The 21,672-nt window shown below is 70.1% G+C and carries 25 protein-coding genes and 1 tRNA gene; 6 read left to right on the forward strand and 20 right to left on the reverse strand.

Annotated elements, in window-relative coordinates:
- Nucleotides 1–120: 120 nt before the first annotated feature.
- Nucleotides 121–1,857, reverse strand: coding sequence for a DUF885 domain-containing protein (locus tag SACE_RS05450; RefSeq protein WP_009946553.1), 1,737 nt, complete (start codon nucleotides 1,855–1,857; stop codon nucleotides 121–123).
- Nucleotides 1,858–1,954: 97 nt separating this feature from the next.
- Between SACE_RS05450 and SACE_RS05455 the strand changes: the two genes are divergently transcribed.
- From SACE_RS05455 to SACE_RS05470, 4 genes are all read left to right on the forward strand, one after another.
- Nucleotides 1,955–2,785, forward strand: a complete 831-nt coding sequence (locus tag SACE_RS05455) for a GNAT family N-acetyltransferase (RefSeq protein ID WP_009946552.1) — start codon at nucleotides 1,955–1,957, stop codon at nucleotides 2,783–2,785.
- Between the two features lie 452 nt (nucleotides 2,786–3,237).
- The gene (locus tag SACE_RS05460; RefSeq protein WP_009946551.1) at nucleotides 3,238–4,395 is read left to right on the forward strand and encodes an MFS transporter; all 1,158 of its coding nucleotides are present in this window, start codon (nucleotides 3,238–3,240) and stop codon (nucleotides 4,393–4,395) included.
- A 577-nt stretch (nucleotides 4,396–4,972) separates the two neighbouring features.
- On the forward strand, nucleotides 4,973–5,212 hold the full coding sequence (locus tag SACE_RS05465) for a DUF6158 family protein (RefSeq protein ID WP_009946550.1): 240 nt from the start codon (nucleotides 4,973–4,975) through the stop codon (nucleotides 5,210–5,212).
- Nucleotides 5,205–6,542, forward strand: a complete 1,338-nt coding sequence (locus tag SACE_RS05470) for an NAD(P)/FAD-dependent oxidoreductase (RefSeq protein WP_009946548.1) — start codon at nucleotides 5,205–5,207, stop codon at nucleotides 6,540–6,542. The genes SACE_RS05465 and SACE_RS05470 overlap by 8 nt, the downstream gene beginning before the upstream one ends.
- Nucleotides 6,543–6,548: 6 nt before the next feature.
- On the opposite strand, the gene SACE_RS05475 is transcribed toward SACE_RS05470, so the two are convergent.
- Nucleotides 6,549–7,889, reverse strand: a complete 1,341-nt coding sequence (locus tag SACE_RS05475) for a phenylacetate--CoA ligase family protein (RefSeq protein WP_231849929.1) — start codon at nucleotides 7,887–7,889, stop codon at nucleotides 6,549–6,551.
- A gap of 148 nt (nucleotides 7,890–8,037) precedes the next feature.
- On the opposite strand from SACE_RS05475, the gene SACE_RS05480 reads away from it, so the two are divergent.
- Nucleotides 8,038–8,110, forward strand: a tRNA-Ala gene (locus SACE_RS05480).
- A gap of 82 nt (nucleotides 8,111–8,192) precedes the next feature.
- On the opposite strand, the gene SACE_RS05485 is transcribed toward SACE_RS05480, so the two are convergent.
- The 18 genes from SACE_RS05485 to SACE_RS05565 form a co-directional block, all read right to left on the reverse strand.
- Nucleotides 8,193–9,395, reverse strand: coding sequence for a tyrosine-type recombinase/integrase (locus SACE_RS05485; protein ID WP_009946545.1), 1,203 nt, complete (start codon nucleotides 9,393–9,395; stop codon nucleotides 8,193–8,195).
- A 56-nt stretch (nucleotides 9,396–9,451) separates the two neighbouring features.
- Complete coding sequence (locus SACE_RS05490; RefSeq protein WP_009946544.1) at nucleotides 9,452–10,501, reverse strand: AAA family ATPase; 1,050 nt, start codon at nucleotides 10,499–10,501, stop codon at nucleotides 9,452–9,454.
- 4 nt (nucleotides 10,502–10,505) lie between these two features.
- Nucleotides 10,506–11,252 (reverse strand): DNA cytosine methyltransferase, encoded by a 747-nt coding sequence (locus SACE_RS36135; RefSeq protein WP_009946543.1) that lies wholly within the window; start codon nucleotides 11,250–11,252, stop codon nucleotides 10,506–10,508.
- Nucleotides 11,249–12,193 carry a bifunctional DNA primase/polymerase gene (locus SACE_RS05500; RefSeq protein WP_009946542.1) on the reverse strand — a complete coding sequence of 315 codons (945 nt, stop codon included), beginning with the start codon at nucleotides 12,191–12,193 and terminating at the stop codon, nucleotides 11,249–11,251. Before SACE_RS05500 ends, SACE_RS36135 begins: the two co-directional genes overlap by 4 nt.
- A gap of 82 nt (nucleotides 12,194–12,275) precedes the next feature.
- A complete protein-coding gene (ssb, locus tag SACE_RS05505; protein ID WP_009946540.1) occupies nucleotides 12,276–12,701 on the reverse strand; it encodes a single-stranded DNA-binding protein in 426 nt (141 codons plus the stop codon).
- Between the two features lie 25 nt (nucleotides 12,702–12,726).
- On the reverse strand, nucleotides 12,727–13,131 hold the full coding sequence (locus SACE_RS05510) for a hypothetical protein (protein WP_009946538.1): 405 nt from the start codon (nucleotides 13,129–13,131) through the stop codon (nucleotides 12,727–12,729).
- Between the two features lie 24 nt (nucleotides 13,132–13,155).
- Nucleotides 13,156–13,332: a hypothetical protein gene (locus tag SACE_RS38255; RefSeq protein WP_009946536.1), complete on the reverse strand. Its 177-nt coding sequence runs from the start codon at nucleotides 13,330–13,332 to the stop codon at nucleotides 13,156–13,158.
- Between the two features lie 28 nt (nucleotides 13,333–13,360).
- Nucleotides 13,361–14,245, reverse strand: a complete 885-nt coding sequence (locus SACE_RS05515; protein WP_009946535.1) for a hypothetical protein — start codon at nucleotides 14,243–14,245, stop codon at nucleotides 13,361–13,363.
- A 239-nt stretch (nucleotides 14,246–14,484) separates the two neighbouring features.
- Nucleotides 14,485–16,809, reverse strand: a complete 2,325-nt coding sequence (locus SACE_RS05520; RefSeq protein ID WP_011873258.1) for a hypothetical protein — start codon at nucleotides 16,807–16,809, stop codon at nucleotides 14,485–14,487.
- A 95-nt stretch (nucleotides 16,810–16,904) separates the two neighbouring features.
- On the reverse strand, nucleotides 16,905–18,155 hold the full coding sequence (locus SACE_RS05525; protein WP_009946533.1) for a hypothetical protein: 1,251 nt from the start codon (nucleotides 18,153–18,155) through the stop codon (nucleotides 16,905–16,907).
- Complete coding sequence (locus SACE_RS05530; RefSeq protein WP_009946532.1) at nucleotides 18,152–18,364, reverse strand: hypothetical protein; 213 nt, start codon at nucleotides 18,362–18,364, stop codon at nucleotides 18,152–18,154. The genes SACE_RS05525 and SACE_RS05530 overlap by 4 nt, the downstream gene beginning before the upstream one ends.
- Entirely contained in the window at nucleotides 18,361–18,696 is a 336-nt protein-coding gene (locus SACE_RS05535) for a hypothetical protein (RefSeq protein ID WP_009946531.1), read from the reverse strand. Before SACE_RS05535 ends, SACE_RS05530 begins: the two co-directional genes overlap by 4 nt.
- Before the next feature lie 89 nt (nucleotides 18,697–18,785).
- Entirely contained in the window at nucleotides 18,786–19,259 is a 474-nt protein-coding gene (locus tag SACE_RS05540; RefSeq protein ID WP_009946530.1) for an NUDIX domain-containing protein, read from the reverse strand.
- Between the two features lie 101 nt (nucleotides 19,260–19,360).
- Nucleotides 19,361–19,621 (reverse strand): hypothetical protein, encoded by a 261-nt coding sequence (locus SACE_RS05545; protein WP_009946529.1) that lies wholly within the window; start codon nucleotides 19,619–19,621, stop codon nucleotides 19,361–19,363.
- Between the two features lie 45 nt (nucleotides 19,622–19,666).
- Nucleotides 19,667–19,927 (reverse strand): hypothetical protein, encoded by a 261-nt coding sequence (locus tag SACE_RS05550; protein ID WP_009946528.1) that lies wholly within the window; start codon nucleotides 19,925–19,927, stop codon nucleotides 19,667–19,669.
- A gap of 52 nt (nucleotides 19,928–19,979) precedes the next feature.
- Complete coding sequence (locus tag SACE_RS05555; RefSeq protein WP_009946527.1) at nucleotides 19,980–20,405, reverse strand: RRQRL motif-containing zinc-binding protein; 426 nt, start codon at nucleotides 20,403–20,405, stop codon at nucleotides 19,980–19,982.
- On the reverse strand, nucleotides 20,405–20,878 hold the full coding sequence (locus SACE_RS05560) for a Pycsar system effector family protein (protein WP_009946526.1): 474 nt from the start codon (nucleotides 20,876–20,878) through the stop codon (nucleotides 20,405–20,407). The genes SACE_RS05555 and SACE_RS05560 overlap by 1 nt, the downstream gene beginning before the upstream one ends.
- A complete protein-coding gene (locus SACE_RS05565; RefSeq protein ID WP_011873260.1) occupies nucleotides 20,878–21,099 on the reverse strand; it encodes a helix-turn-helix domain-containing protein in 222 nt (73 codons plus the stop codon). The genes SACE_RS05560 and SACE_RS05565 overlap by 1 nt, the downstream gene beginning before the upstream one ends.
- 227 nt (nucleotides 21,100–21,326) lie before the next feature.
- Here SACE_RS05565 and SACE_RS05570 point away from each other — a divergent pair, with 227 nt between their 5' ends.
- Nucleotides 21,327–21,671 (forward strand): helix-turn-helix domain-containing protein, encoded by a 345-nt coding sequence (locus SACE_RS05570; RefSeq protein ID WP_009946522.1) that lies wholly within the window; start codon nucleotides 21,327–21,329, stop codon nucleotides 21,669–21,671.
- Nucleotide 21,672: the final 1 nt, after the last annotated feature.

Raw genomic sequence — 21,672 nt, forward strand, 5'->3', positions numbered from 1 at the left:
CCAAGCGCACCCCTCGACACCGACATTAGAGAGTTCCACGGCGTTTTCGAGCAGCTCGGCGATGTATCACCTGGATGTCGCATGGGCCACCTGGGTTTCACCCGGATGCCGCAACGAGAACTACAACGACTCCCGCACCGCCCAGTCCAGGGTGGACAGCGGTAGCGCTCCGTGGCCGAGGACCGCGTCGTGGAACGCCCGGATGTCGAAGCGATCGCCGAGCCGGCGCCGGGTCTCGTCCCTGATCCGCTCGATCTCCAGCCGTCCGGTCATGTAGGACAGCGGCTGCCCGGGCAGCACGATGTAGCGGTCGACCTCGCCCTCGACTTCCAGCGGGGTGAGCGTGGTGTGCTCCAGCATGTGGTCGACCGCCTGCCGGCGGGACCAGCCGAACTCGTGCAGCCCGGTGTCGACGACCAGCCGCGCGGCGCGCAGCGCGTCCTCGCTGACCATGCCCAGACGTTGCAGGTCGTCGGAGTACAGGCCCATCTCGTCGGCCAGGCGCTCGGTGTAGAGCGCCCATCCCTCGACGTAGGCCGGAGTTTCCAGCAACCTGCGCAGCACGGGCAGGTCCCCGAGCTCCTGCGCCAGGCTGAGCTGCATGTGGTGGCCCGGAACGCCTTCGTGGAAGGCGATGACCTCCGCGGTGTGGCGGCTGCGCTGCTCGGCGCGGTCGGTCGCGGCGAAGTAGGTGCCCGCCCGCGAACCGTCCAGCGACGGCGGCACGTAGAAGGCGGGCGGCGTCGACGAACCGCTGGACTCGTGCACCGCCTTGACCTCGCAGCGCTTCGCGGGCAGGCGTCCGAACCACCCGGGGGCCGCCGACTCCGCCCTCGCGATCGCGTCCCGGGCGGCCTGGAGCAGTTCGGCGCCGTCGCGCCAGCGACGCGGCGGATCGCGGCGCAGCAGGCGCACGATCTCGGCCGGGTCGGAGACACCCAGCGCGCGCCCGCCGAACTCGGCGTACTCGCGCTTCAGCTCGGTGAGCATCGCGACGCCGGTTTCGTGGAGTTCGAGCGGCGTCCGGTCGGTGGTGGTGTGGATGCGGACCAGGCGGCGGTAGATCTCCCGGCCGCCCGGTAGCCAGCACAGGCCGGGCTTGTCGTCGGGCCGGGCGTGCGGGGCGATCTCGGTGGCGAGCACGTCCCGGTAGCGCCGCAGGGCGGGGCGGACCCTGGCCTCCAGCAGGCGGGTGCGTTCGGCTTCCAGCTCGGCGCCGTGCATTTCCGGCGCGAGCAGCGGGTCCGATGCTGGTGCGGCGAGGTGGCGGTCGAGGTGCTCGACGGCTTCGGTGACCAGGCGACGCACCGGGAGCCGGCCGGACTCCAAGCCGATGCGGTGCCGGTGGGCTGCGGACTCGGTGAACGCGGGAACCCCGTCGAGGCGGCGCAGGAACGCCCGGGCTTGCGCGGTGTCGGCGTTCGGCACCTGGCTCAGGTGGAACAGCAACCCGGCGACGGGCGCGAACAGCGAGCCGTTGATCGCGTACTCGGGTGCTTTCGCGTCGATCTCGGCGATCAGCGCTTCGGCCTGCTGCGCGACGACGGAGATCGTCATCCGGTCGGTCAAGGGGGTGTCGGCGGGCGAGCCGGGCTGCTGGACGGGGGCGTGGTCGCGGGTGTGGGTGGGCCGAGCGGCCGGCTCGGCGTGGGTGGGTCCCTGGGCCGGTGCGGGCGACTGCGCGGTCGCGCGGTCGCGGACGGCGGCGAGCCGGGAACGCAGCGCGCTTTCGGCGGCTGGGTCGAGGACGGGCAGCGACTCGTCGCGGTCCCGGTTTCCGGCGAGGGTCGCTCGCACCGGGTCCCGGTCGAAGATGATCTCCAGCAGCTCGTCGGCGAGCTGCGACGCCGTGGTCATCACCGCATCCTGCCGCAGCGGAGGGGGAGAGGGGTCGAGTTCGGGCCATGGCGGATGCGGTTGGGCCGGTCGGTGGGACGGGCTCGACAATGGGGGCGTGGACCCGCTGCACGACCCCGACGACGAAGACCTGCTGGAACCCAGGCAGGCCCGCATGCTCGCGGGCCTCGTCGAGAACGCGCGGATGTCCTCGGCGGCGATCCGCTACGGGATGCGCACCCGGGTCGGTGCGGCGTCGCTGGTGCTCAACCAGGACAACCCGCTGCCGACCGCCAACCACGCCTGCGCGCTCTGGGGGACGCTGGCGGAGGTGGCGAGCACGCTGCTCCTGCTGGAGGACGTCTTCGCCGAGGCCGGGCGTCCCGAAGCGCTCGTCTACGCCTCCCCGACGACGGTCGCGGAGATCGAGGGCATCGCCGACGACGCGGGCTGGCGGGCGGTCGACGAGAGCCTGGCGCTGCTGCACCGCTCCGAGCAGGTCTCCTACGTCTCGACGCGGCCCGCGGTCGACGCGGACCTGCCGGGCATCGCCGAACTGGTGGCCGACGACGCGGGCCTGTCCACGACGGCCGAGACCCGGCTGGTCCGCAACCTCGGGCACCGCGTCGACGACGCCCGCTGCGTGCTCCACGTAGTCGACGACCCGGACGCCGGGGCGGACCGCGTCGCGGGCTTCGTGCAGGGCTTCACCGAGCGCGGCGTCGGACTGGTCGAGCAGGTCATCGTGCGGCCCGGCCGCAGACGCAGGGGAATCGGGCGCGGGCTGGTCTGCGCCGCGGTGAGCGAGCTCCGCGAGCGCGGCGCGCGGCTCGTCGCCGCCCACGGCGACGAGAGCAGGCCGTCGGAGCGCTTCGCCGAGTCCTGCGGGTTCGAGCCCGCCTACGGCGTCACGGCCTACGCACGCCGGGTGGACGAGTTGCTGGGGTGACGTGAGCCTGGCTGCGCCATCAGGGCGGGGTAGTACCCGTGGCTGTTATTGCAGCGGGGCCGCGGTTCCGGGGCTTTGTCGATGTGGCGGCGGGCTGGGCGGCGCAGCGGTTTCGGCTCGAGGTGGGGATCTTTCGAGGTAAGCGGCCCGGGGTGGGGCGTGAAGCCCGTGCCGGTGACGCTGGCGTGAGGGAACTCGCGATGCGCCGTGCGCCTTTGGTCTGTTCCACTTGGTCGGCGCGCACCGGATCGGGCGGGGAGTGGTGTCCGTATCCGGATTGACCGATCCGCTGCGGTCTGCTTCGCTTAGTTCGGCTAAGAAGACAAGGGGGTCCCGGGGTGTCCAGCAGTTCGGCTGCGACGGATTCGAGGCAAGTGGAAGGCACCGGTACCACAGCGCTACCCCGGGAAATCTGGATCCTCGTCGTAGGAAGCTTCATCGTCGCGATCGGTATGGGCATCGTGGCGCCCGCGCTGCCCGCCTTCGCCGCCAGCTTCGACGTGGGCGTCACGGCTGCCTCGTTCGTCATCAGCGCGTTCGCGTTCATGCGGCTGGCCTTCGCGCCGGTCAGCGGCAAGCTGGTGTCGCGGTTCGGGGAACGCCCCCTCTACGTCTGGGGCATCCTCATCGTGGCGGCGAGCACCTCCGCGTGCGCGTTCGCCGAGTCCTACTGGCAACTGCTGGTCTTCCGCGCCCTCGGCGGGACCGGATCGACGATGTTCACGGTCTCGGTCGTGGCGCTGCTGGTGCGCCTGGCGCCGCCGCACCTGCGCGGACGGGCGTCGGGCCTGTGGGCGACGAGCTTCCTGCTCGGCAACATCTCCGGGCCGATCATCGGCGGTTTCATGGTCGGCTTCTCCCTGCGGCTGCCGTTCCTGACCTACGGCGCGACGCTCTTCATCGCGGCGATGGTCGGATGGCTCATGCTGCGCAAGTCCACCCTCGCGGCACCCGACCGGGACAACACGGTCCCGCCCCTCACGGTCCGCCAGGCCTTGCACCACCGCGCCTACCAGGCGTCCCTGCTGTCGAACTTCAGCAACGGCTGGGCCGTGTACGGCGTGCGGGTCGCGCTCGTGCCGCTGTTCGTCGTCGAGGCACTGCGGTCGACGCAGGCCATGGCAGGCGTCGCCCTGTCGGTGTTCGCCGTGGGCAACGCGGCCGTGCTGATGATCTCGGGACGCATCTCCGACCAGCGCGGACGCAAACCCATGGTGTTCGGCGGGCTGACGATCTCGGCGCTGGGCAGCGCGGCGCTCGGGTTCAGCGACTCGGTGCCGTGGCTGCTGGCCTGCTCGCTGATCGCCGGCGTCGGAGCCGGACTGCTCAACCCCGCCCAGAACGCGGCCGTTGCCGACGTGGTCGGCGCGAAGGGCAAGGGCGGACCGGTGCTGGCGACGTTCCAGATGGCCGCGGACGTGGGAGCGATCCCTGATCGCGGGCGTCATCGCGGACGCGGTGTCGTACCAGATGGCCTTCGCCGTCACCGGCCTGACCAGCGTGCTCGCGCTGCTGGTGTGGCTGCGCGCCCCCGAGACGAGGTTCGAGGCGAAGGCGTCGGCCCAGGAGAGCGCGGCGGCGGAGGCCGGCCACCTCGACGAAGGCCCTGAGGTGCCGAGCACGACTCGGGTGGCGGACTGAGGGTTTGGCGGGGGGCGCTTGGCCTTGGCTTCGCGGGGGCTTTGAACGCGGGGGGCGGGGTAGCGGCGGTCGTAGCCGGCGGATCACTTCGAGTGCGGGGGCGCGGGGTTTCGGGGTAGCGGCTAATGCTGGCGGGTCACTTTCAGCGCGGGGGCGCGTGAGTTTTCGGGCCGCTCACCCTGGCCTTGCGGGTCGCTTTTGGGTGGATGGTTTCCGGGGCGCTCGCCGCCCCCAGAGCCCCGGCAGGTCTCCGGGATGAGTTTTTCGGGGATGCCGCGGTGTCAGTGCGGGTGGTTCTCATCCCGTCGACCTCCACGAGGGCTATCAGACCGCGTCAATGGGGCCGGTTTTCGAGGCAGCCTGCGGTTGGTATCCAGAGGGCCCCTTGAACCGTCTGATCGGACTGGCGCCAGGTCGACGGAATGAGAACCACGGCACCGCTCGTGTGCGGGCCCGGGTGTTGATCGAGCGTGGCCGGGGTACTCCCGCGACGACAGGTTCCGACGCCGCTCCTTCGGCGTGCCCAAAGCGCAGGGGAGGACGACTATGAGCATGATCACCGGGATCCCCGGCAGCGAGTTGTCGGAAGCGGATCTGCTGCGCGAGCTCAAGCACCTGCACCAGACACGCCACGACACCTTCCTGCACGGCTCGCCGGAGGCGCTGCGCGAGCACACCGCCCGCTCCTTCGAGCTGGAGCAGGAGTACGTGCGCAGGCACCCCGACCGCGACGTCGATCCCAGGCGGACCCGCGAAGGTGCCAGGGGGGAGTCGCAGGATGCATGAGCCGCGCATCGTCATCATCGGGGGCGGCCACGTCGGCCTGACGCTGGCGTTGCGGCTGCAGCGCCTGCTCAGGGCCGGTGAGGCCCGGGTCACGGTGATCGACACCCAGCCGCACATGACCTACCAGCCGTTCCTCCCGGAAGCGGCGGCCGGCTCGCTCGAGCCGCGCCACGTCGTGGTCCCCCTGCGGGAGGCGCTGCGCAAGAGCGAGGTCCTCACCGCCCAGGTCTCCTCGATCGACCACAGCAGCAGGACGCTGACGACCACCCTCGGCGACGGCACCGTCGAACAGCTCCAGTACGACTTCCTCGTCGTCGTGCCCGGCTCGATCTCCAAGGCGCTGCCGATCCCCGGGCTCGCCGAGCGGGGAGTCGGGTTCAAGACCATCGGGGAGGCCATCTACCTGCGCAACCACGTGCTCTCGCGGCTGGACATAGCGGCCAGCACCACCGACGAGTCGCTGCGGCGCAGGCTCCTGACCTTCATGTTCGTCGGTGGCGGCTACGCCGGGATCGAGGCGATGGCGGAGCTGGAGAGCATGGCCCGCTACGCCATCCGCGACTACCCGAACATCGAGCCGCAGGACATGCGGTGGGTGCTGGTCGAGGCCATGGGGCGGATCATGCCCGAGGTCAGCGCCCCGATGGGCGAGTACACCAAGCGCCGGCTCGAGGAGCGCGGCATCGAGGTCAAGCTGAACACCCAGGCCAAGAGCATGGAGGACGGCCACGTCGTGCTCTCCGACGGAGACGAGTTCGACACCGACACCATCGTCTGGACGGCCGGCGTCAAACCCCACCCGATGCTGGAGGCCAGCGACCTGCCGCGGGACGAGAAGGGGCGCCTGGACTGCACGGCCAAGCTCCAGGTGCGCGGCACCACCGACGTCTTCGCCGCCGGGGACTGCGCGGCCGTGCCCGACCTCACCAAGGAGGACCCCGACGCGAAGTGCGCGCCCTCCGCCCAGCACGCCGTGCGGCAGGCCAAGGTGCTCGCGGACAACCTCGTGGCGCGCCTGCGCGGCAAGCAGCTCCAGAGCTATCGGCACAAGTACGCCGGGTCGGTCGCCGGGCTCGGGTTGTTCCAGGGCGCGGCGGAGGTCTACGGCGTCAAGCTGAAGGGCTTCCCCGCGTGGTTGCTGCACCGCGTGTACCACCTGGCGAAGATGCCGACCGTCTCGCACAAGGCGCGCATCGCCGGCGACTGGATGCTGGAGCTGCCGTTCAAGCGCCAGGTGGTGGCGCTGGGCGAACTGCACGACCCGCGCTCGGAGTTCGTCAAGGCCGCGAACACGCGCGGCCTGCCCAGCAGCCACGGGCAGGCCGGGTGAGGCCTGTCACTCCAGGCCCGGCAGCGGGGCTACGCCGTGGCTCCAGCGCACCACGCGCCGGGCCTTGCCGTTGGTCGCGCGCGGGATGGTGCCGGGCTGGAGCACCCGGACCACGCAGCTGAGGCCGAGCCGTTCCGCGAGCGCGGCGGCGAGGTCGGTCTCCAGGACGGGGACGTCGCCGCCCTCGTCGTAGGGCTCCACCGCGACCAGCAGTTCCGGACGCGACGAGTCGCGGCGGTCCTCGATGACCATGTAGTGCGGCGCCACCCGCCGGTCCTCCAGCAGCACGGCCTCCACCTCGCTGGGGAAGACGTTGACGCCTCGGATGATCATCATGTCGTCGGCGCGGCCGATGACGCGGCTCATCCGGCGAAGCGTCCGAGCCGAGCCCGGCACCGGACCGCAGAGCGCGGCGATGTCGCCGGTGCGGTAGCGCAGCAGCGGCAGACCGGTCTTGGTCAGTGTGGTGAACACCAGTTCGCCGGACTCGCCGTCGGGCACCGGCTCGCCGTCGACGCCGACGACCTCCGGGTAGAAGTGGTCCTCGGCGATGTTGAGCAACCCCTCGGAGTCCAGCGACTCGCACGCCACACCAGGGCCGATGATCTCGGTGAGCCCGTAGACGTTGAGCGCGCGCACCCCGAGCAGGCGTTCGATCTCCACCCGCATCTGCTCGGTCCACGGCTCCGCCCCGAACAGGCCCACCCGCAGCGAGAGCTGGTCGGAGGTGATGCCCGTGGAGCGGAACGACTCGCCGAGGTAGATGCCGTAGGAGGGCGTGCAGCACAGCACGTCCGGACCGAGGTCGAGCATGAGCCGCAGCTGCATGTCGGTGCCGCCGCTGGACACCGGCAGCACCGCCGCGCCCAGCCGCATCACGCCGTGGTGGAACCCGAGCCCACCGGTGAACAGGCCGTAGCCGTAGGCGCAGTGCACCAGGCTCTGCCGGGTCACGCCCGCGCCGCCCAGCGCCCTGGCCATCACCTCCGACCACACCTCGACGTCGTGGGAGGTGTAGGGCACCAGCGTCTGGCGCCCGAGCGTGCCGGAGGTGCCGTGGACGCACACGACGTCGGACGCCGACGCCGTCCGGAGCCCGAACGGGTAGGTGTCCCAGAAGTCCTGCTTGGTGACGTGCGGCAGGCGGTGCAGGTCGTCGAGACCGACGTCGGCACCGGCGCTCACCCCCGCTTCCCGCAGCCGTCCCGCCTGCAGCCCGTCGGCCGCCAGCAGCCGGTCGACGAGCCGCCGCAGGCGGCGTTCCTGCTGCTCACGACGGCGTTCCGGGTCGCAGCCCTCGGCCTCGGGAGCCACCAGCGGAGGCGACACGCGCTGTGCTGTGGTCACGACCCACGGTGTAGCAGAGCGGCCTGCACGCTGGGTAGATCCAACCAGGGGGACCCCCCTGCGAGGGGGCTTCGCGGGCTGTTGTACTGTATGCAGGCACGAGATGAACGGGGCCGGAAGGAACCGGGAGGCTCGGGAGACAGAACAAGGGGCTGTGGCGCAGCTGGTAGCGCACTTGACTGGCAGTCAAGGGGTCACGGGTTCGAATCCCGTCAGCTCCACCCAAGGAAGAAGCCCGATCACCACGGAGTAATCCCAGGTGATCGGGCTTCTTGCTGTTGGAGACCTCGGTGCTGCTCGTCGCTAGACGGCTCGGAGCTGTGGACCATCTGTGGACCGCCGAAGGTGTTTCGAGAGCAGCGCGCCGGCGTCGCTGACCGACTGCCGGTCCGGATGGAGGTACCTCTGCGTCGTGGCCAGTGACGCGTGCCCGGCAATCTTGCGCAGGTGATGAACGGGCACGCCGGCATCTGCCATCCACGTCAGGCCGGTGTGGCGTAGGTCGTGGCGCCTCAGGTGCTCGTAGCCGAGCCGGGTTGCGACCTCATCCCATGAGGTCGCGTCACGGAGGACCGCGGTCGTGATCCGCCCGCCACGGGGTCCGGTGAACAGCCGGGCGTCCAGCGTGCCGTCGGTCTGGGCGATCCGCCGCTGCACGAGTTCACGAACCTCATCGATCAGCGGCACGGTGCGGGCCCGCTTGCCCTTCGTTCCTTTGTCGACCAGGCCACCTGGCGCGGTGGTGGTCTGACGCCGGACATTCCATGTCCACTCGGTGGTGTTGATGTCTCTGACTCGGCATCCGGAGACTTCGCCAATGCGGGCAGCGGTGCAGGCCGCGAAGATCACCACGTCGCCCCAGCCTTCGTACTCGGTAGCGGAAGCCGCTACGAGTGCATCCGAGAGCTTCGTGAGGGTGGCCCAGTCGGGCAGCGCGAGCGAACGCGGATCGTCGAGCTCGTCTTCGGCGCGAGCGAGTTCTCGTTGCCATCCGGTCACCCTTGCCGGGTTCCGATCGATGATGCCGTCCCGCAGGGCTTGCTCCATGACGCGCACAAGCGGGGCGATGCTGTTCTTGATCGTCGATTCGCTGTATTCGTCGGCGATCCAGGCATGCACGGCTCGGTCTACGGCTCCATTGGTGATCATGCGGACTGGGATGTGACCGAGGGTCGGAACAACGCGCTTACGCCATCCCGCCAGGTACGGATCGCGGGTCTTGTCTTCCACACCCCGGAGGGCGAGCGCCATGTTGGCGTCGCCGTACTCGGCAAGACTCATGTTGGCGGCGATCGGGTCGATGCCTCCGGAAGCTGCTCGCTTCATCAGGTCGATCCACGCCGCAGCCTGCTCTTCGTCCTTGTGCGACTCGGACAGAGAACGACGCTTGCTCGTCTGCGGGTCCGTCCAGCGCACGCGAGCGCGGTACGGCGCTGGTCGGTTCGGCATGTATTCGACGTCCGACGAGACCTTGACGCCGATCGGCGGTCGCTTGGCGCTGTTCACTGGGCGGGTTCCTTTCGTGGTGACACGGTGACAGTGCGGTGACGGAGGCGTCACCGTCATTCGTGCAGGTCAAGGCTGGTTTGGTGACACGGTGACAGCGGTGACACTTCTGTCGTGGGGTCGGTGTCACCGTCGATCGGGAAGTACTTCCCGCTGCTGGTGGCATTGAGCTGGCCGTCGCCTGCCATGCGTCGACAGGCCTGCTTCACCGACGACAGCTCGATTCCCGTGGCCCGCGCGATAGCAGTCGGCCCGTCGCCTGGGCTTTCGCGGACGTGGCGGAGGATGGTGGCGCGGGTGTCGTGGAGGGTGTGGTCGGTGGCGGGGCCCTCGAGGAGCTGCCAGGCGCCGCTATTGGGGTGGAAGGCCAAGGCGTATTCGGCTTCGTCGATGTCGCGGCCGGTGACCTGTAGGACGCCGTCGGCTTTGTTGCGGCCTCTGCGGAGCACGAGGGTGGCGTCAGCGGCGCCGGCGATGCCGTTGGAACCGGAGACCGTTTCGAGGAAGTCCTCGGAGCCCATCTTGCGGACGTGGTGCACGAGCACGAACGCGACGCCGTAGCGGTCGGCAAGTTGTTTGGCGCGGCCGATGGCGGCGTAGTCGGCGTCGTAGGCCGACATCCCCGCGGGCGGTGTGCCGCGCATCTTGGCGAACACGTCGAGCACGACCATGCGAGCGTCCGGGTTCTGATCCAGCCACGCCGCGATTGCCTCGTCTCCACCCGCGGGCAGGGTCGGACAACTTGTGGCCAGGCTGAGGTTGCGCGGGGCGGGCTCGTCTCCGAGGAGCTTGCCCATGCGGGTCTTCAACCGCCGCGGGGTGTCTTCCAGGGCGAGGTAGAGCACCGGTCCGGGTTCGACATCGACCATGTCGAACGCGCGGCCGCCGGAGGCGACGGCGAGGGCGAGTCCGAGGGACATCCAGGACTTACCGACCTTGGGTGGTCCAGCCAGGACGTTGACGCCTTCGGCGAGGATGCCGGGCACTGCCCACCGAGGGTCGGGGAAGTCGGTGGCCATGAGGGCATCGGCGGTCCAGGCGTCGGCGAGTGCTTCGGCCGGGTGGCGGCGCAGGGGCCGGACGTTGTCGGGCTCGGTGGTGCTCACGTGGTCACCTCGTGGTGGTGTGGGCGAGGAGGGCTCGCCCAATGTGCTCGGTGACGGCGGGGACGACGGCGTTGCCGAGGGCTCGCAGGTGGGAGGCAACCAGTCGTTTGGGAAGCCCATGAGCCACGCGACCCACGTCGGGTTCAGGTAGCCACCGCTCTGCCCGCGTTTGGCCACCCGCTGCTCCAGAGCGGGGGCGTCCGGGCGGTAGTGGGGCCGGTAGGTGCAGTGGGCGTTGGCCATCGTTGCCCGCGGGGTGGGCCAGTACGAACAGTCGCTGTCGTGTGTGTGGGGCACCCAGGGAGCACGCGGGGACAACCGACCATTCGACCAGGTACCCGAGGTGGGAAAGGTCGTCGAGGATGATGCGGAAGGCGTCGGTGTCGCGGAGCAGGGCGGCGACGTTTTCGGCGAGGACGTATCGAGGTCGAATAGCGTCGATGACGTCGCGCATCCAGGGCCAGCCCCAGCGTTCGTCGGCGATGCCGCGGCGGCGTCCGTAGGTGCTGAAGGGCTGGCAGGGGAATCCGCCGGCCACGAGTTCGACGTCGGGTCGGGGCTGGGAGTGCCACCAGTCGACAGCGGTGCGGACGTCGTCATGACGGGGGACCTCCGGCCAGTGGTGTGCCAGGACTTGGCGGCACCAGGGATCGAGTTCGACTTGGCCGACGACGCGCATGCCAGCGCGTTCCAGGCCGAGTTCGAGGCCGCCGATCCCGGCGAACAGCGACAGCACGGTCAGCGGGTTCATGCGGCCACCCGCCTCGGGCGCGCGGCCCCGGCCCGCAGGCCGGAGGCGATGGTCTGCCGCGCCTGGGCCCACTGGTAGGCGCCGGCGGCGACGTGGCTCTGTGCGGCGTGTAGCAGCAGGTCGGTGACCTCCTGCTCGCCGAGCGCGCCGCCGGCGACGAGTTGACCGAGCGCGGTGGCGGCGCAGTACAGCGCGAAGTTGCGTTGCCCGCCGTCGGCACTAGTGACGCGCCGGACCTCGCCCTCGATCGCTGCCCGCAGGAACCCGGCGCGGCGCCCGCTGATCGTGGCCACCGGGGTGGGTTGCTGCGGGGGCAACTCCTGGGGCCGCAGTCGCTCGATCAGCCAGCCCGGAAGGGGCATGAGCGGGCGGTCGTGGGTGATGGTGTAGGTGCCGTCGCGGCGGATCGAGCCGGGTGCGACGACGTAGCCGCCGTGGCCGCGGGTGTCGATGCCCCAGCCGAGCCCGTTGCGCTCGCCCTGGGTGATCCTCAGCCCCGCGTCGGCGGGGACGGTGAAGTACAGGTGTGTGCCCCCGCTGGGCGTGGCGACGGTGAAGGTCTCCAGCGGAGGCGCCTGTCCGGCCTCGGCACACAGCAGCAGAAACACATCCATCCCAGACTCGACACCCTGGGCGGCCCAGCGGTCGGGGACGGGCTTGCCGGGCTTGGGCACGTCGAAATCGACCACGAGGAGTCCGGCGGGGCCGGTGGCCAGGCCGATGTTGTAGGCGTCGTGGGTCCAGCAGGCGCGGATGCGCTTGGCGTAGATCGTGGCGCGCTGCTCCCATTTGAGGTGCCCGTCGGCGCAGACGCCGGTGCGGGGGCAGTCGTCGACGCCGTGCAATGCGGGGAAGCTGCCACCGGGCTTGAGCGGGAACACCGGCCACCCGCGGGCGGCCACCGCCAGCGCGGCGTCGAGTAGTGCCTGGGACGCGGGCATGACGAGCCTCCATTCCGAGAAAGAGCAGGGGACGGGACGGCGGCGGCCCGGCCGGTACTGCGCCGGCCGGGCCACCGGGCGATCAGAACGGGGGTTCGTCGGAGAAGCCGCCGCCCGCCGGTGCCGGGGTGGAGCCGGTGGTGCGGGTGGCCTTGTTGACCGTGGCGGTGGCGAACTTCAGCGACACGGCGACCTCGGTGGCGTCGACCTCGAACACGTGGCGCTTTTCGCCCTCAGCGGTCTCGAACGAGCGCTGCCGCAGCACACCGGTGACCAGGACTCGGGTGCCCTTGGTGACGCTTTCGGAGACGTTTTCGGCGGCTTGGCGCCAGATCGAGCAGCGCAGGAACGTCGCGCCGGCGTCGATCCATTCGCCCTTCTCGCGGTCGAAGCGGCGGTCGTTGGCCGCGACGGTGAAGTTCACGACCCCGGCCCCGGAGTTGGTGAAGCGCATCTCGGGGTCGGCGACCACGGTTCCGGCGATGGTGATCTCAGGCAGTCCAGCCATGACAGGTTCCTTTCCTGATCGGTGTTCAGCGGTCCCGGGAGGCGAGATGGGGTTTGCCGGTGGCGTGGGCGATGGCGTTGAGGACGAGCTCGGTGTTGAACTCGTCGAGTCCGACCAGGTCGCGGAGGTTGATCGGGGTGCCGTATGCGAGCGAGGCCGCGACGGTGAGCACGGTGATTTCGGACCGCGCGCCGGGCAGGGCGCTGGAGCCGATGTCGCGGACGAGCTTGTCCCAGTGGATGACCGCGAGCGGTTCGTCGGAGCCGGTGAGGTTGGGCTCGGTGGAGAAGTCGACGAAGCGGAGGAAGTCGGCTCGGCGCAGCCATCGGGCGTGCCCGGCGAGCAGGTTGATCGCGGCTTCCTCGGCGGCGAGTCCGGTGACGCAGCGCCGCAACGCGGCGGCGAGTTCGGCGGCGTTGGGGACCTTCATGGTGTTCCTCCTTGGTGTGGGTGGTTACTTGCGCTTGTCGTGGGTCCAGCCCGCTTTGCGGGCGCAGCTCGGGCACAGCGGCGCGTTCTTGGGGGCGCCGTCGCCGGAGCGGAGCTTTGTGCCGCAGTAGGTGCGGTAGCTGGCCAAGCCGACGGCGGCGAGGTCGGCGCGGAGAGTGGGAACGATGTGCATCACGGACATGGCAAGTCCCTCCTGGACGGCGTGAGGGTCAGGCGTCGGTGTCGTCGCCGGTGGTGAGGGGGCCTTGGTGGTGGTGGATGATCGTGATGTTGGTGCTGCGTCCGGTGGTGTCCCGTCCCCGTGGTGGGCGGGGCTGTTCGGATGCGGGCGGGGTGTAAGGGCCGGTGACGTTGATCTGCTGGCCGCTCCCGAGGTGCAGCGGCCCGGAGTGGGAGGGCAGCGTCTGTCCGATGCGGTATCCGGTGGGGGCGGCGTGGGTGGTACGGGTGGCCCGTTCCTGCGGCGCTTCGGGCTCGTCGGCCAGGGCAATCTCGTCGGCTTCCCGGCGCATCTGAGCGGCCTTCTGTTCGCAGCGTTCGGCGTTGCGCAGGTCCTCTTCGGTGGCGTCGGGGTCGGCGCGGTAGTCGGCGGCGAGCGCGTCTTCGAGGCTGGCGGCCTTGAAGATCGCGGCACGGACCTCGGCGAGGTCCTCGGTGTCCAGCTCGCGGCCATCGCCGCGCCGGATGCCGCCTTGGGAGGAGTAGAGGCCCCGCGGCGGTTGGAACCTGCCGAAGGTGAAGCCGGGGACCGTGAGCACTGCGCCGCGTTCGCGCGGGGGCGTTTCCGGCGGGGCGCTGGAGGCTGCGGCGGTCGCGCCGCCCTCGGCGTCCCGTCCCCGGTCTTCGGCCGGTGCCACGGTGCGGGTCACCTGCTCGGGGCCGGACTCGGCCTTGTGCTGAGCCTCGTGTGCCCGGGCATCGGCGAGTCGCTGCCGGGCGACGTCGAGCTTGGCCTCGGCTTCGGCGATCTGCTCGCGGGTGCCGGTGGCCTGGGTGGTGGCCAGGCGGCGCCTGGCGCGGGTGACGGCCTTGCGTGCGGTTTCGACGTGCCGGCGGTTCTGGCCGGGGCAGCGTCGTCCTCCTGCACGGCACATAACAACTCCTCCAGTTGACTACGTTGCGTAACGACTTGTGGGTGTGCGAGGTCTGCGGTCCCACCGGAAGGCGAGTGAGATCGGGGGTTAGATCAGCGGTTTCGGGTTAGATTTCTAACTTCGGCGCCATAGCGGCTCTGACCTGCGGAAGTTAGGCGAGTTAGGTCGGTGAGGGACTGACCCGGGGCCCCGCCGGCCCCGCCGTAGGTGGGTGGCGGGCGGGGGCGCCCTGGGCTAACTCAGTCGCTCGCGTCGGCGGGGGATCGCCGCGCCACTTGTTCACGCACGGTGAGGGGGTCGACGTGGTAGAGGTTCTTGGTGGACGGGACCTTGATGCCCTGGTCGGCCAGCTCTGCCACGAGCTGCGGGCCGGTCATGGGCTTGCCGCCGCGGTGGTAGGTGCGCCCGTACTGGGCGACCAGGGCCTTGGCGGCCTCAGCCGCGGAGACCTTCTCCTCGCCCAGCACGTGGTCGAGGTCGGTGAGCAGGTCCCGCGGCTCCTGCTCGACCGCGGCAATCGCGGTGATGTTGGCGGCCTGCCGCAGCTGCATGGCGCGTTCGACGATGGCTTTGTGCTGGCCACGCGGCACGTAGTAGCAGCGCATGAGGCCGGGCTTGGCCAAAAAGCCGCGGCTGGTCATCGCCGTGCCCACGTCACCGGGGCCTTCCTCGGTGGCCGGCTCCAGCCCGACGGCGGAGATACCGCGCCGGTAGGCGCTGGTCCCGAGGATCGCGTCGTTGGACTGCTGGTCACCGATGGCGAAGCAGGCCGTGTTCGACATGACCGCCATGAGCTTGCGGGGCAGGGAGTCGGTGGAGGGCTCGGGGGTGAGGAACATCAGGGTGATGCCGTACTTGCGGGAGGCGTTCATCAGCAGGATCGCCAACCGCTGGGCCTCTTTGCCGTGTTCTTCGTGCAGGAACAGGGCCTGGCACTCGTCGATCACCATGATCCGGGGCCGCAGCCGCGCGTCCTTTTCCGCCAGGCGACGGGAGACCTTTTCCGCGTCGGGGTCGCCATTGCGGGTGTGCTCTGCCAGCGCCTTGCCGCGGATGTCCAGTTCGGCGTAGAGCTCGCGCAGGGTGTTCATGCACGCCTCGACGGTCTCCTCGCCGGCGCCGGTGACCAGCGACCGCAGGCGGGGACGCATCATCTCGTAGTCGGCGTTTTGGGCCAGCACGAACACGTCGATGTCGACCAGCGGATCGAGCATGGCGCCCAGGCAGGCGGTGATGGCCAGGGTGGACTTGCCCGAGCCCATCATTCCGGCGTTGGCCCAGTTCTTGCCGGAGAAGTGGCCGGTCACGGTGTCGCCGCGCATGTTGACCGCGACCGGGACACCGGCGAAGTAGTCGGTGACAGCGGTGGACAGCTCGGCCAGCAGCGGCCAGTCCTCGACCGGGTCGGTGAGCACGCCGGGGTCGGCGATCCACAGGTCGAGCACGCCGGGCTTGTCCTTGGGTTCGGTGGCCCACACCTCGACCGCCAGACGCCCCAGGTTGTGTGCCAGGACGTTCTTCTTGCGGGCGATCTCGGAGACCGGGACCTGCTGCGGCAGCCGGATCTGGCAGCGCCAGCCCTTGCCGTCCTTGCCCAGCCCCGTCTCCCACACCCGCGCGGGGTGCGTCGGGGTGCCCCAACCGGCCTTGAACGCCTTGTCCAGGCCGGAAATGCCCAGGTGACGCAGCGCTCCGAGGATGGAGCTCTCGTCGATGTCGTCGGCGGCATCCTGCTCGTCGTAGGTGGCGGAGGTGACCCAGTCGGGCAGGTTGTGGGACTGCTTGCCGGTCTTGTGCAGCGCGGCGATCCCACCGACGAGTCCGGCTCCGGTCAGCCACGGGAACAGCGCCATCGCCACCGACCACAGGCCGGTCACGGTGTCGGCCACGCCGGTGGCGGTGCCGGCCACGGCGGCCCAGTATCCCTGGGTCCACACGCTCTCCCAGCTCGCGCCGCCGGCGTTGCCGGGGAAGAACTCCCCGATCTCCGCACCCGCCCCGTAGACCGCGACACCGACGGTGACCAGCAGGAACAGCGCGGACAGGGTAGCCAGGGTGTAGCCGGCGGCCTTGGTGGCCTTGCCCGCGACGGTGAGCATCTCGCCGATGCGGGACCAGCGGGCGTTGGCCGACTCGCGGCGCTGCTGCTCGAGCACCGCCAGTTCGCCGTAGTTGCGGTCGGCGCGGGCCTGGCGGATCGCCGCGGTCAGATCGCGATGCAGCAGCCGCGCCCACGCCCGGCTGTTGACGTCGCGGGCCCCGGCGTAGACGAACATCAGGTGCCGCCGGGCCCCTGCCGAGGCGTCCCACCCGGTGCTGATCGCGCCCGGGGTGGCCTTGATGCCGCGGACCGCGAGGGCACCGCCGCGCTGGGCGACCGCCGTGATGCCGGTTCGGGCCGGGGGCTGCTGGTCGTCGCGGACGTCCAGCTCGCGGTCGGCGTCCTGCTCGGTGGTGGTGTCGGCGGGCAACGCCAGCGTCTGGCCCGCCTGCTGGTGCTGGGGGTGGGGGAACTGGATCAGCTTCGCCCACGTGTCGGTGGTGCCGTGCGGCTGCTCGGACATCTTGTGCTCACCCTTCACGGACTCGCAGGGTCGACGGAGGAGGAGAAAGAGGGGCCGGTGCGGCAGGGGGACGGGACCGCACCGGCCGGTGCGGGTTACTTCTTGGTCTGCTTGCGGGTCTGCCCGGTGGCCTGCTCCCAGGCGGTGATAAACCCGTCGGCGGTGGCCCAGCGGGTGCCGAGCTTCTTCGCGATGGCGTTCACCGACTCCTGCGCGGGATCGATCTCGCCGGAGTTCACCGCGGCCCAGAACGCCGCGCGGTGGTCGTCGGCGGCCTTGCGCTCGGGCTCCGGGACGAACCCGTTCTCGGCTTCGCCGGAGGCTTCGTCGCCGTCGTTTCCGGCGGCGGGGTGTGGGTTCTTCCCATGCAGGTGAGAAGGCGTGGAAGCGGGGTTCTTCCCGTCCTGGGTGGACGGCTGTCCCCATGCCGCCTTGGAGGCGGCGATGAACCGGTCGGTGAGGTGGGCGCGCAGCTTCGGCGCGGCCACCATCGACACCGCCAGCCCCAGGGGGACGAGACCGAACACCAGCGCTCCCGCGGTGCCGGTGGCGCCGGTGCCGAGGTAGTGCGGGGCGACGTTGAGCACCACCTCGACCGCGAGCAAGCCGACCTTGAGCCACGTGAACGGCGCCCGATGGAAGGGGACCGTCGGGGCCGGGGCGGTGATGGTGAACCCCGCCAACTGCGCCACGAGGATCGCGAACACCGGCACCGTGAAGATCGGGCTCACCACCCAGTTGATCCACGCTGTGCCCGCCGAGATGCGGTTGAGCTCGACGCCCACGTTGGCCGCCCCGAGGATCACCGCGAACACCGCCGGCAGCAGCGCCAGCATCGGCACCCACAACCGCGCCGTGTTCAACCGGGCCAGGTCACCGGTCGGGGAGGTCAGGCGCTTGTAGGAGTAGCGGGCCACCTGGGTGGCGGCCTCGTCGTCGCGCTCCCGCTTGGTCATGCCCTGCTCGTGCTCGCGACGCGCGGCCTCGTCGTCCAGCAGCGCCTTGCGGGCCTGGTAGGCGTGTTCGCGCTGGTCGGCCCGCAGCCGACGGGCGTAGTCCTGCGCGGACTGGATCTCGCCCGCGGACAGCGCCTCGAACAGCGCCTCGTCGCCCTGCAACCGGACCGCGGCCTGGGCGGTCTGCACCGCGCTTGCCAGCCCCAGCAAGTCCGGGGTGTGCTTGTCACCCCAGATCGCGGTCTCGTCGGCGATCGGCGTGACCGGGTGGGTGTCCACCCGCCAGTTGGCCGGCAGATACCCGTCGTCGGCGCCGCTCGCGGTGGGCGGCTCGGTCGTCAGGTAGGGGTCGAGCACGTCGCCGCCGCGCTGACGTTCGGTGCTGGTCATCGGCTCGTCTCCTTCCTGACGGGCTGTGCCGGGATGCGGTTGATGACCGCCATCAACCGGTCCGTGGTGCGTTCCAGCAGGTGCACCGCGACCGCCAGCCCCACGGCGGGCAGGCGCAGCAGCACCGCGACGCTGAACAGCAGCGCCACCAGCGCACCGCGCGGGAACGTGTACTCCCGCAACAGGTCGATCACCCCGCCTTGGCTCACGACGGCACCTCCTCGGCATGGGCCTCTGGCTGGGCCGCGGCAAACCGCTCGAAGTCATCGGCGCCGGCGATGAAGTGCTTGTATGCGGTCCGGAACGCGTGGATCAGCGCGACGTTCGCACCGACGTGGCCGACCACGTCGTAATAGGCCTCGGCAAGGTCGCGGGAGGCGTTGGCGCTGGACCGATAGACCTCGGCCCGCGAGCTGGAGTTCTGGCGCGCGGCCAACACCGCGCCAACCGCGTCGCGCCAGGCGTTGTAGGCGGTGTTCAGGCGCTCGACGACGGGCCCGGGGATCGTGATCGTCACATCGCCGGTCAGGGGCTCTACCATCGGTCTTCTCCTTGCAGAGTCGAAGGATCGGTGGGGAGCCCGGACCGGCAGGCGTTCTTGGCGGGATTGACTGCCGGTCCGGGGCGGCCTCAGCGGGACCCGAAGGTCCGTGCGCTGGCGTTCAGTTCTCGGAGGATCTGGTCGAGGGCGTCGGTGAGGATCGTGCGGTGGTCGAAGGCCAGCCGGTTGGGCCGGGCCAGCAGGGGCGCGACCGGGGTCCACTGCGCGTCGCGGGCGTCGTCACCGGCGGTGGCGGTGGCCATGGTGTCGAGCAGGGCGAGGAAGGCGACGCTGACGACGCGTCCTCGGGGGTCGCGGTGTGGTGCGTCGTAGACGCCGACCTGGACGAGCCGGTGGGCGGTCACTCCGGTTTCCTCGGCCAGCTCGCGGTAGGCGGCCTGAGCGAAGGTCTCGCCGGTGTCGACGTAGCCGCCGGGCAGCGCCCAGTAGCCCGCGAACGGGGGCCAGTTGCGGCGGATCAGCAGGACGTGCAGCTCACCGCCGGTTTGGGGCGCCAGCGTGACGATGTCGGTGGTCAGGTGCGCGGTCGTGATCTCGGACAAGAGTTTGTGTCCTTTCCGGGCGAGCAGGTCAGGTGAAGGTGATGTCGTCGTTGCGGTACTCGGAGCGCGAGGGTGATCGCTCTGGCGTCTATCGCGGCTGGTTAGAGCTGGGCGGCGTAGGTGTCGATCGAGTCCCTGCCGGAGATCACCAACTCTTGGGCCTGTTCGGCCTGGCTGAACGCCTGGTGGAACGCGCTGATGGCGTGCTGGGCCGACTCCCGGGCGCTGCTGGCCACGGTGGTGTCCAGTGCCCGCTGGACCTCGTTGATGGTCAGCGCGGCCTGCTTGAGCGCGTAGAGCGCTTCGCTGGCCTGGGTGGTGGCGGCGGACAGGTTCGCGCGGATCTCTTCGATACCGGCCATGACGGGTCTTCCTCCTGGAAAGGGTTGGTGTGACGGGAAAACGGGTCAGAGGGCCTGCTGGTATTCGCTGACCTTGTCGGTGGCGTCGTGGAGGACGCCGACGATCTCGGAGAGCTGGGTCTTGGCCAGGGCGAAGTTGGCCAGGGCCTGCTGCACCAGCTCGTTTTCCGAGCCCTGGGTGACGGTGGCGAGCATGTTGGCCAGGGCTTCGATGTCGTACTGGGACTCGACGAGGGTGCCCATCAAGCCGCCGGCCTGGATGTTGGTCTCCGACAGGACGCGGGAGACGTCTTCAACGTGGGGCATGACGCTCGTTTCTCCTGAAGCGAAGGGGTTGGTGGTTCGGTGCGGCTCGTGGTCAGGCCGCGGCGGTGTCGGGCAGGTAGCAGTCCCAGCACTGGCCGGCCGAGGTCGGCAGGTAGTAGGGCTTGACCTGCTGGCCGGGCGGGCAGGTCGGGCACGTGCGCCGCGCGGTCAGTGCCCGCTCGATCGCCGCGCGCTGGGAGGGGGTGGCGGTGCGCTTGGGCTTGGCCAGCTCGATGCGGAACAGCTCGGCGAGTTCCTCGCGCCGGTAGGGCTGGCGGTGGCGGAATCGCAGCAGCGCCACCGGATCGGCACCGCCGGGGCGCAGGCTCATCTCGCGGAGCTGCCGGCGGGTGGCCAGTCCGAGCCGGGCCGGGACCGAGCGCCAGGCGAAGACCGGCAGCCCGTCGAGGTGGCCGTGGCAGAACTCCCACGTGCCGTCCCACAGCGTCGTCTTGACGATCGGCCACTGCCGCGCCATCACGCGCCCCCGAGTACCGCGGCCAGCGCCAGCGCGACCAGCAGCACCACCAGTCCCGTGACCAGTAGCCGCACCGCCCAGGCGATGCGCCGGTACTTGCGCCGGGCGATCTGGGAGACCACCACCATCGTCACGGCCACCCGCTCCGGCGAGGACTCCGTGTTGGAGTGCAGCTCCACCAGCTCGGCAGGCTTGGAGCGGGCCGCGTGCAGGAACGAGCCCGGCTCTCCGGCATCCAGGTAGGGGAAGACCACCGCCAGTAGCACCAGCACGCTCGCCGCGATCGGCACCGCCGCCGCCCACAACGCGACCTCAGACGCCGTCGGCAGCGCGGTGCGGGTCAGCGACACCACCCCGGCGAAGGCTGCACCGACCAGCGTCAACAGCGTGGTGGCCTTGGTGTCGGCCCGTCGCAACTCATCCCGAACCTGACTCACCGCGGCGTTCAAGCTCTCCGTCGTCTCCGCCGACATCACGCCACCTCGTCGGAAGCCGACTTGATGCCCACACGCTGGAGGAAGGTCTCCAGCGCGTCGGCCGGGATGCGCACCGCGCCCTTCCCGAGTCCGCCGACCCGCACCGCGTGCAGCCGCTTGGAGTCGATCAGCCTGTACACCGTCGAGACGTGCACGTCGAGCATGTCCGCGACTGCCTTGACCCGGTACATCCGAGTCGAACTACCGTTGACCTGCATCGTTAGCGCTCCCTGCTCTCGATATGCGCCCCGGCTGGTGTTGCCGCACCGGTCGGGGCTTCTTGCTGTTTGCGATCCCTGCGAAACCAACGAGCTTCGCAACTGATGCGAGCACTAGTAAAAGTACTAAAATTAGTCATGTCAAGTTGCTGTTCGGCCGTGGGCTGGTTGAGGAAGCTGCATTAGCGCTAGTGTCAGTAGCGATATCCGCAGCTCAGGAGGTTTACGTGGCCAAGGATTGGGACGCCGTCGCCGACGTCATTGCCACCCGGATGGACGAGCTGGAGCTGACGCAACAGCAGCTCGCGCAACGGGCAGGCGTCTCGCTTCAGACGGTCCGCGAGCTCCAACACAACTTGCAGCCCCGCAAGCGCACTCCTCGCACGCTCCAAGCGATGTCCTCGGCACTTGGCTTGCACCCGGACCATTTGGCGACGGTCCTGAGCGGTGGCCGGCCAATCAACGCCGCTGTGGATGACGGAGCCGGGGCTGAGCTGTTGGCGATGAAGGCGCAGCTTGCCGATCTCAGTCGTCGCCTAGAGGCAGTTGAACAGCAGCTTCGCCGCGACTGAG

This window comes from Saccharopolyspora erythraea NRRL 2338, assembly GCF_000062885.1.
In the GTDB taxonomy this organism is placed as follows: Bacteria; Actinomycetota; Actinomycetes; order Mycobacteriales; family Pseudonocardiaceae; genus Saccharopolyspora_D; species Saccharopolyspora_D erythraea.

Excerpts from the sequence above, each read along its gene's own strand:
- SACE_RS05450 (WP_009946553.1), bottom strand. The coding sequence starts at position 1,857 with ATGACCACGGCGTCGCAGCTCGCCGACGAGCTGCTGGAGATCATCTTC.
- SACE_RS05460 (WP_009946551.1), top strand. The coding sequence starts at position 3,238 with ATGGGCATCGTGGCGCCCGCGCTGCCCGCCTTCGCCGCCAGCTTCGAC.
- SACE_RS05465 (WP_009946550.1), top strand. The coding sequence starts at position 4,973 with ATGAGCATGATCACCGGGATCCCCGGCAGCGAGTTGTCGGAAGCGGAT.
- SACE_RS05470 (WP_009946548.1), top strand. The coding sequence starts at position 5,205 with ATGCATGAGCCGCGCATCGTCATCATCGGGGGCGGCCACGTCGGCCTG.
- SACE_RS36135 (WP_009946543.1), bottom strand. The coding sequence starts at position 11,252 with ATGAACCCGCTGACCGTGCTGTCGCTGTTCGCCGGGATCGGCGGCCTC.
- SACE_RS05500 (WP_009946542.1), bottom strand. The coding sequence starts at position 12,193 with ATGCCCGCGTCCCAGGCACTACTCGACGCCGCGCTGGCGGTGGCCGCC.
- ssb (WP_009946540.1), bottom strand. The coding sequence starts at position 12,701 with ATGGCTGGACTGCCTGAGATCACCATCGCCGGAACCGTGGTCGCCGAC.
- SACE_RS05510 (WP_009946538.1), bottom strand. The coding sequence starts at position 13,131 with ATGAAGGTCCCCAACGCCGCCGAACTCGCCGCCGCGTTGCGGCGCTGC.
- SACE_RS38255 (WP_009946536.1), bottom strand. The coding sequence starts at position 13,332 with ATGTCCGTGATGCACATCGTTCCCACTCTCCGCGCCGACCTCGCCGCC.
- SACE_RS05515 (WP_009946535.1), bottom strand. The coding sequence starts at position 14,245 with ATGTGCCGTGCAGGAGGACGACGCTGCCCCGGCCAGAACCGCCGGCAC.
- SACE_RS05520 (WP_011873258.1), bottom strand. The coding sequence starts at position 16,809 with ATGTCCGAGCAGCCGCACGGCACCACCGACACGTGGGCGAAGCTGATC.
- SACE_RS05525 (WP_009946533.1), bottom strand. The coding sequence starts at position 18,155 with ATGACCAGCACCGAACGTCAGCGCGGCGGCGACGTGCTCGACCCCTAC.
- SACE_RS05535 (WP_009946531.1), bottom strand. The coding sequence starts at position 18,696 with ATGGTAGAGCCCCTGACCGGCGATGTGACGATCACGATCCCCGGGCCC.
- SACE_RS05545 (WP_009946529.1), bottom strand. The coding sequence starts at position 19,621 with ATGGCCGGTATCGAAGAGATCCGCGCGAACCTGTCCGCCGCCACCACC.
- SACE_RS05550 (WP_009946528.1), bottom strand. The coding sequence starts at position 19,927 with ATGCCCCACGTTGAAGACGTCTCCCGCGTCCTGTCGGAGACCAACATC.
- SACE_RS05555 (WP_009946527.1), bottom strand. The coding sequence starts at position 20,405 with ATGGCGCGGCAGTGGCCGATCGTCAAGACGACGCTGTGGGACGGCACG.
- SACE_RS05560 (WP_009946526.1), bottom strand. The coding sequence starts at position 20,878 with ATGTCGGCGGAGACGACGGAGAGCTTGAACGCCGCGGTGAGTCAGGTT.
- SACE_RS05565 (WP_011873260.1), bottom strand. The coding sequence starts at position 21,099 with ATGCAGGTCAACGGTAGTTCGACTCGGATGTACCGGGTCAAGGCAGTC.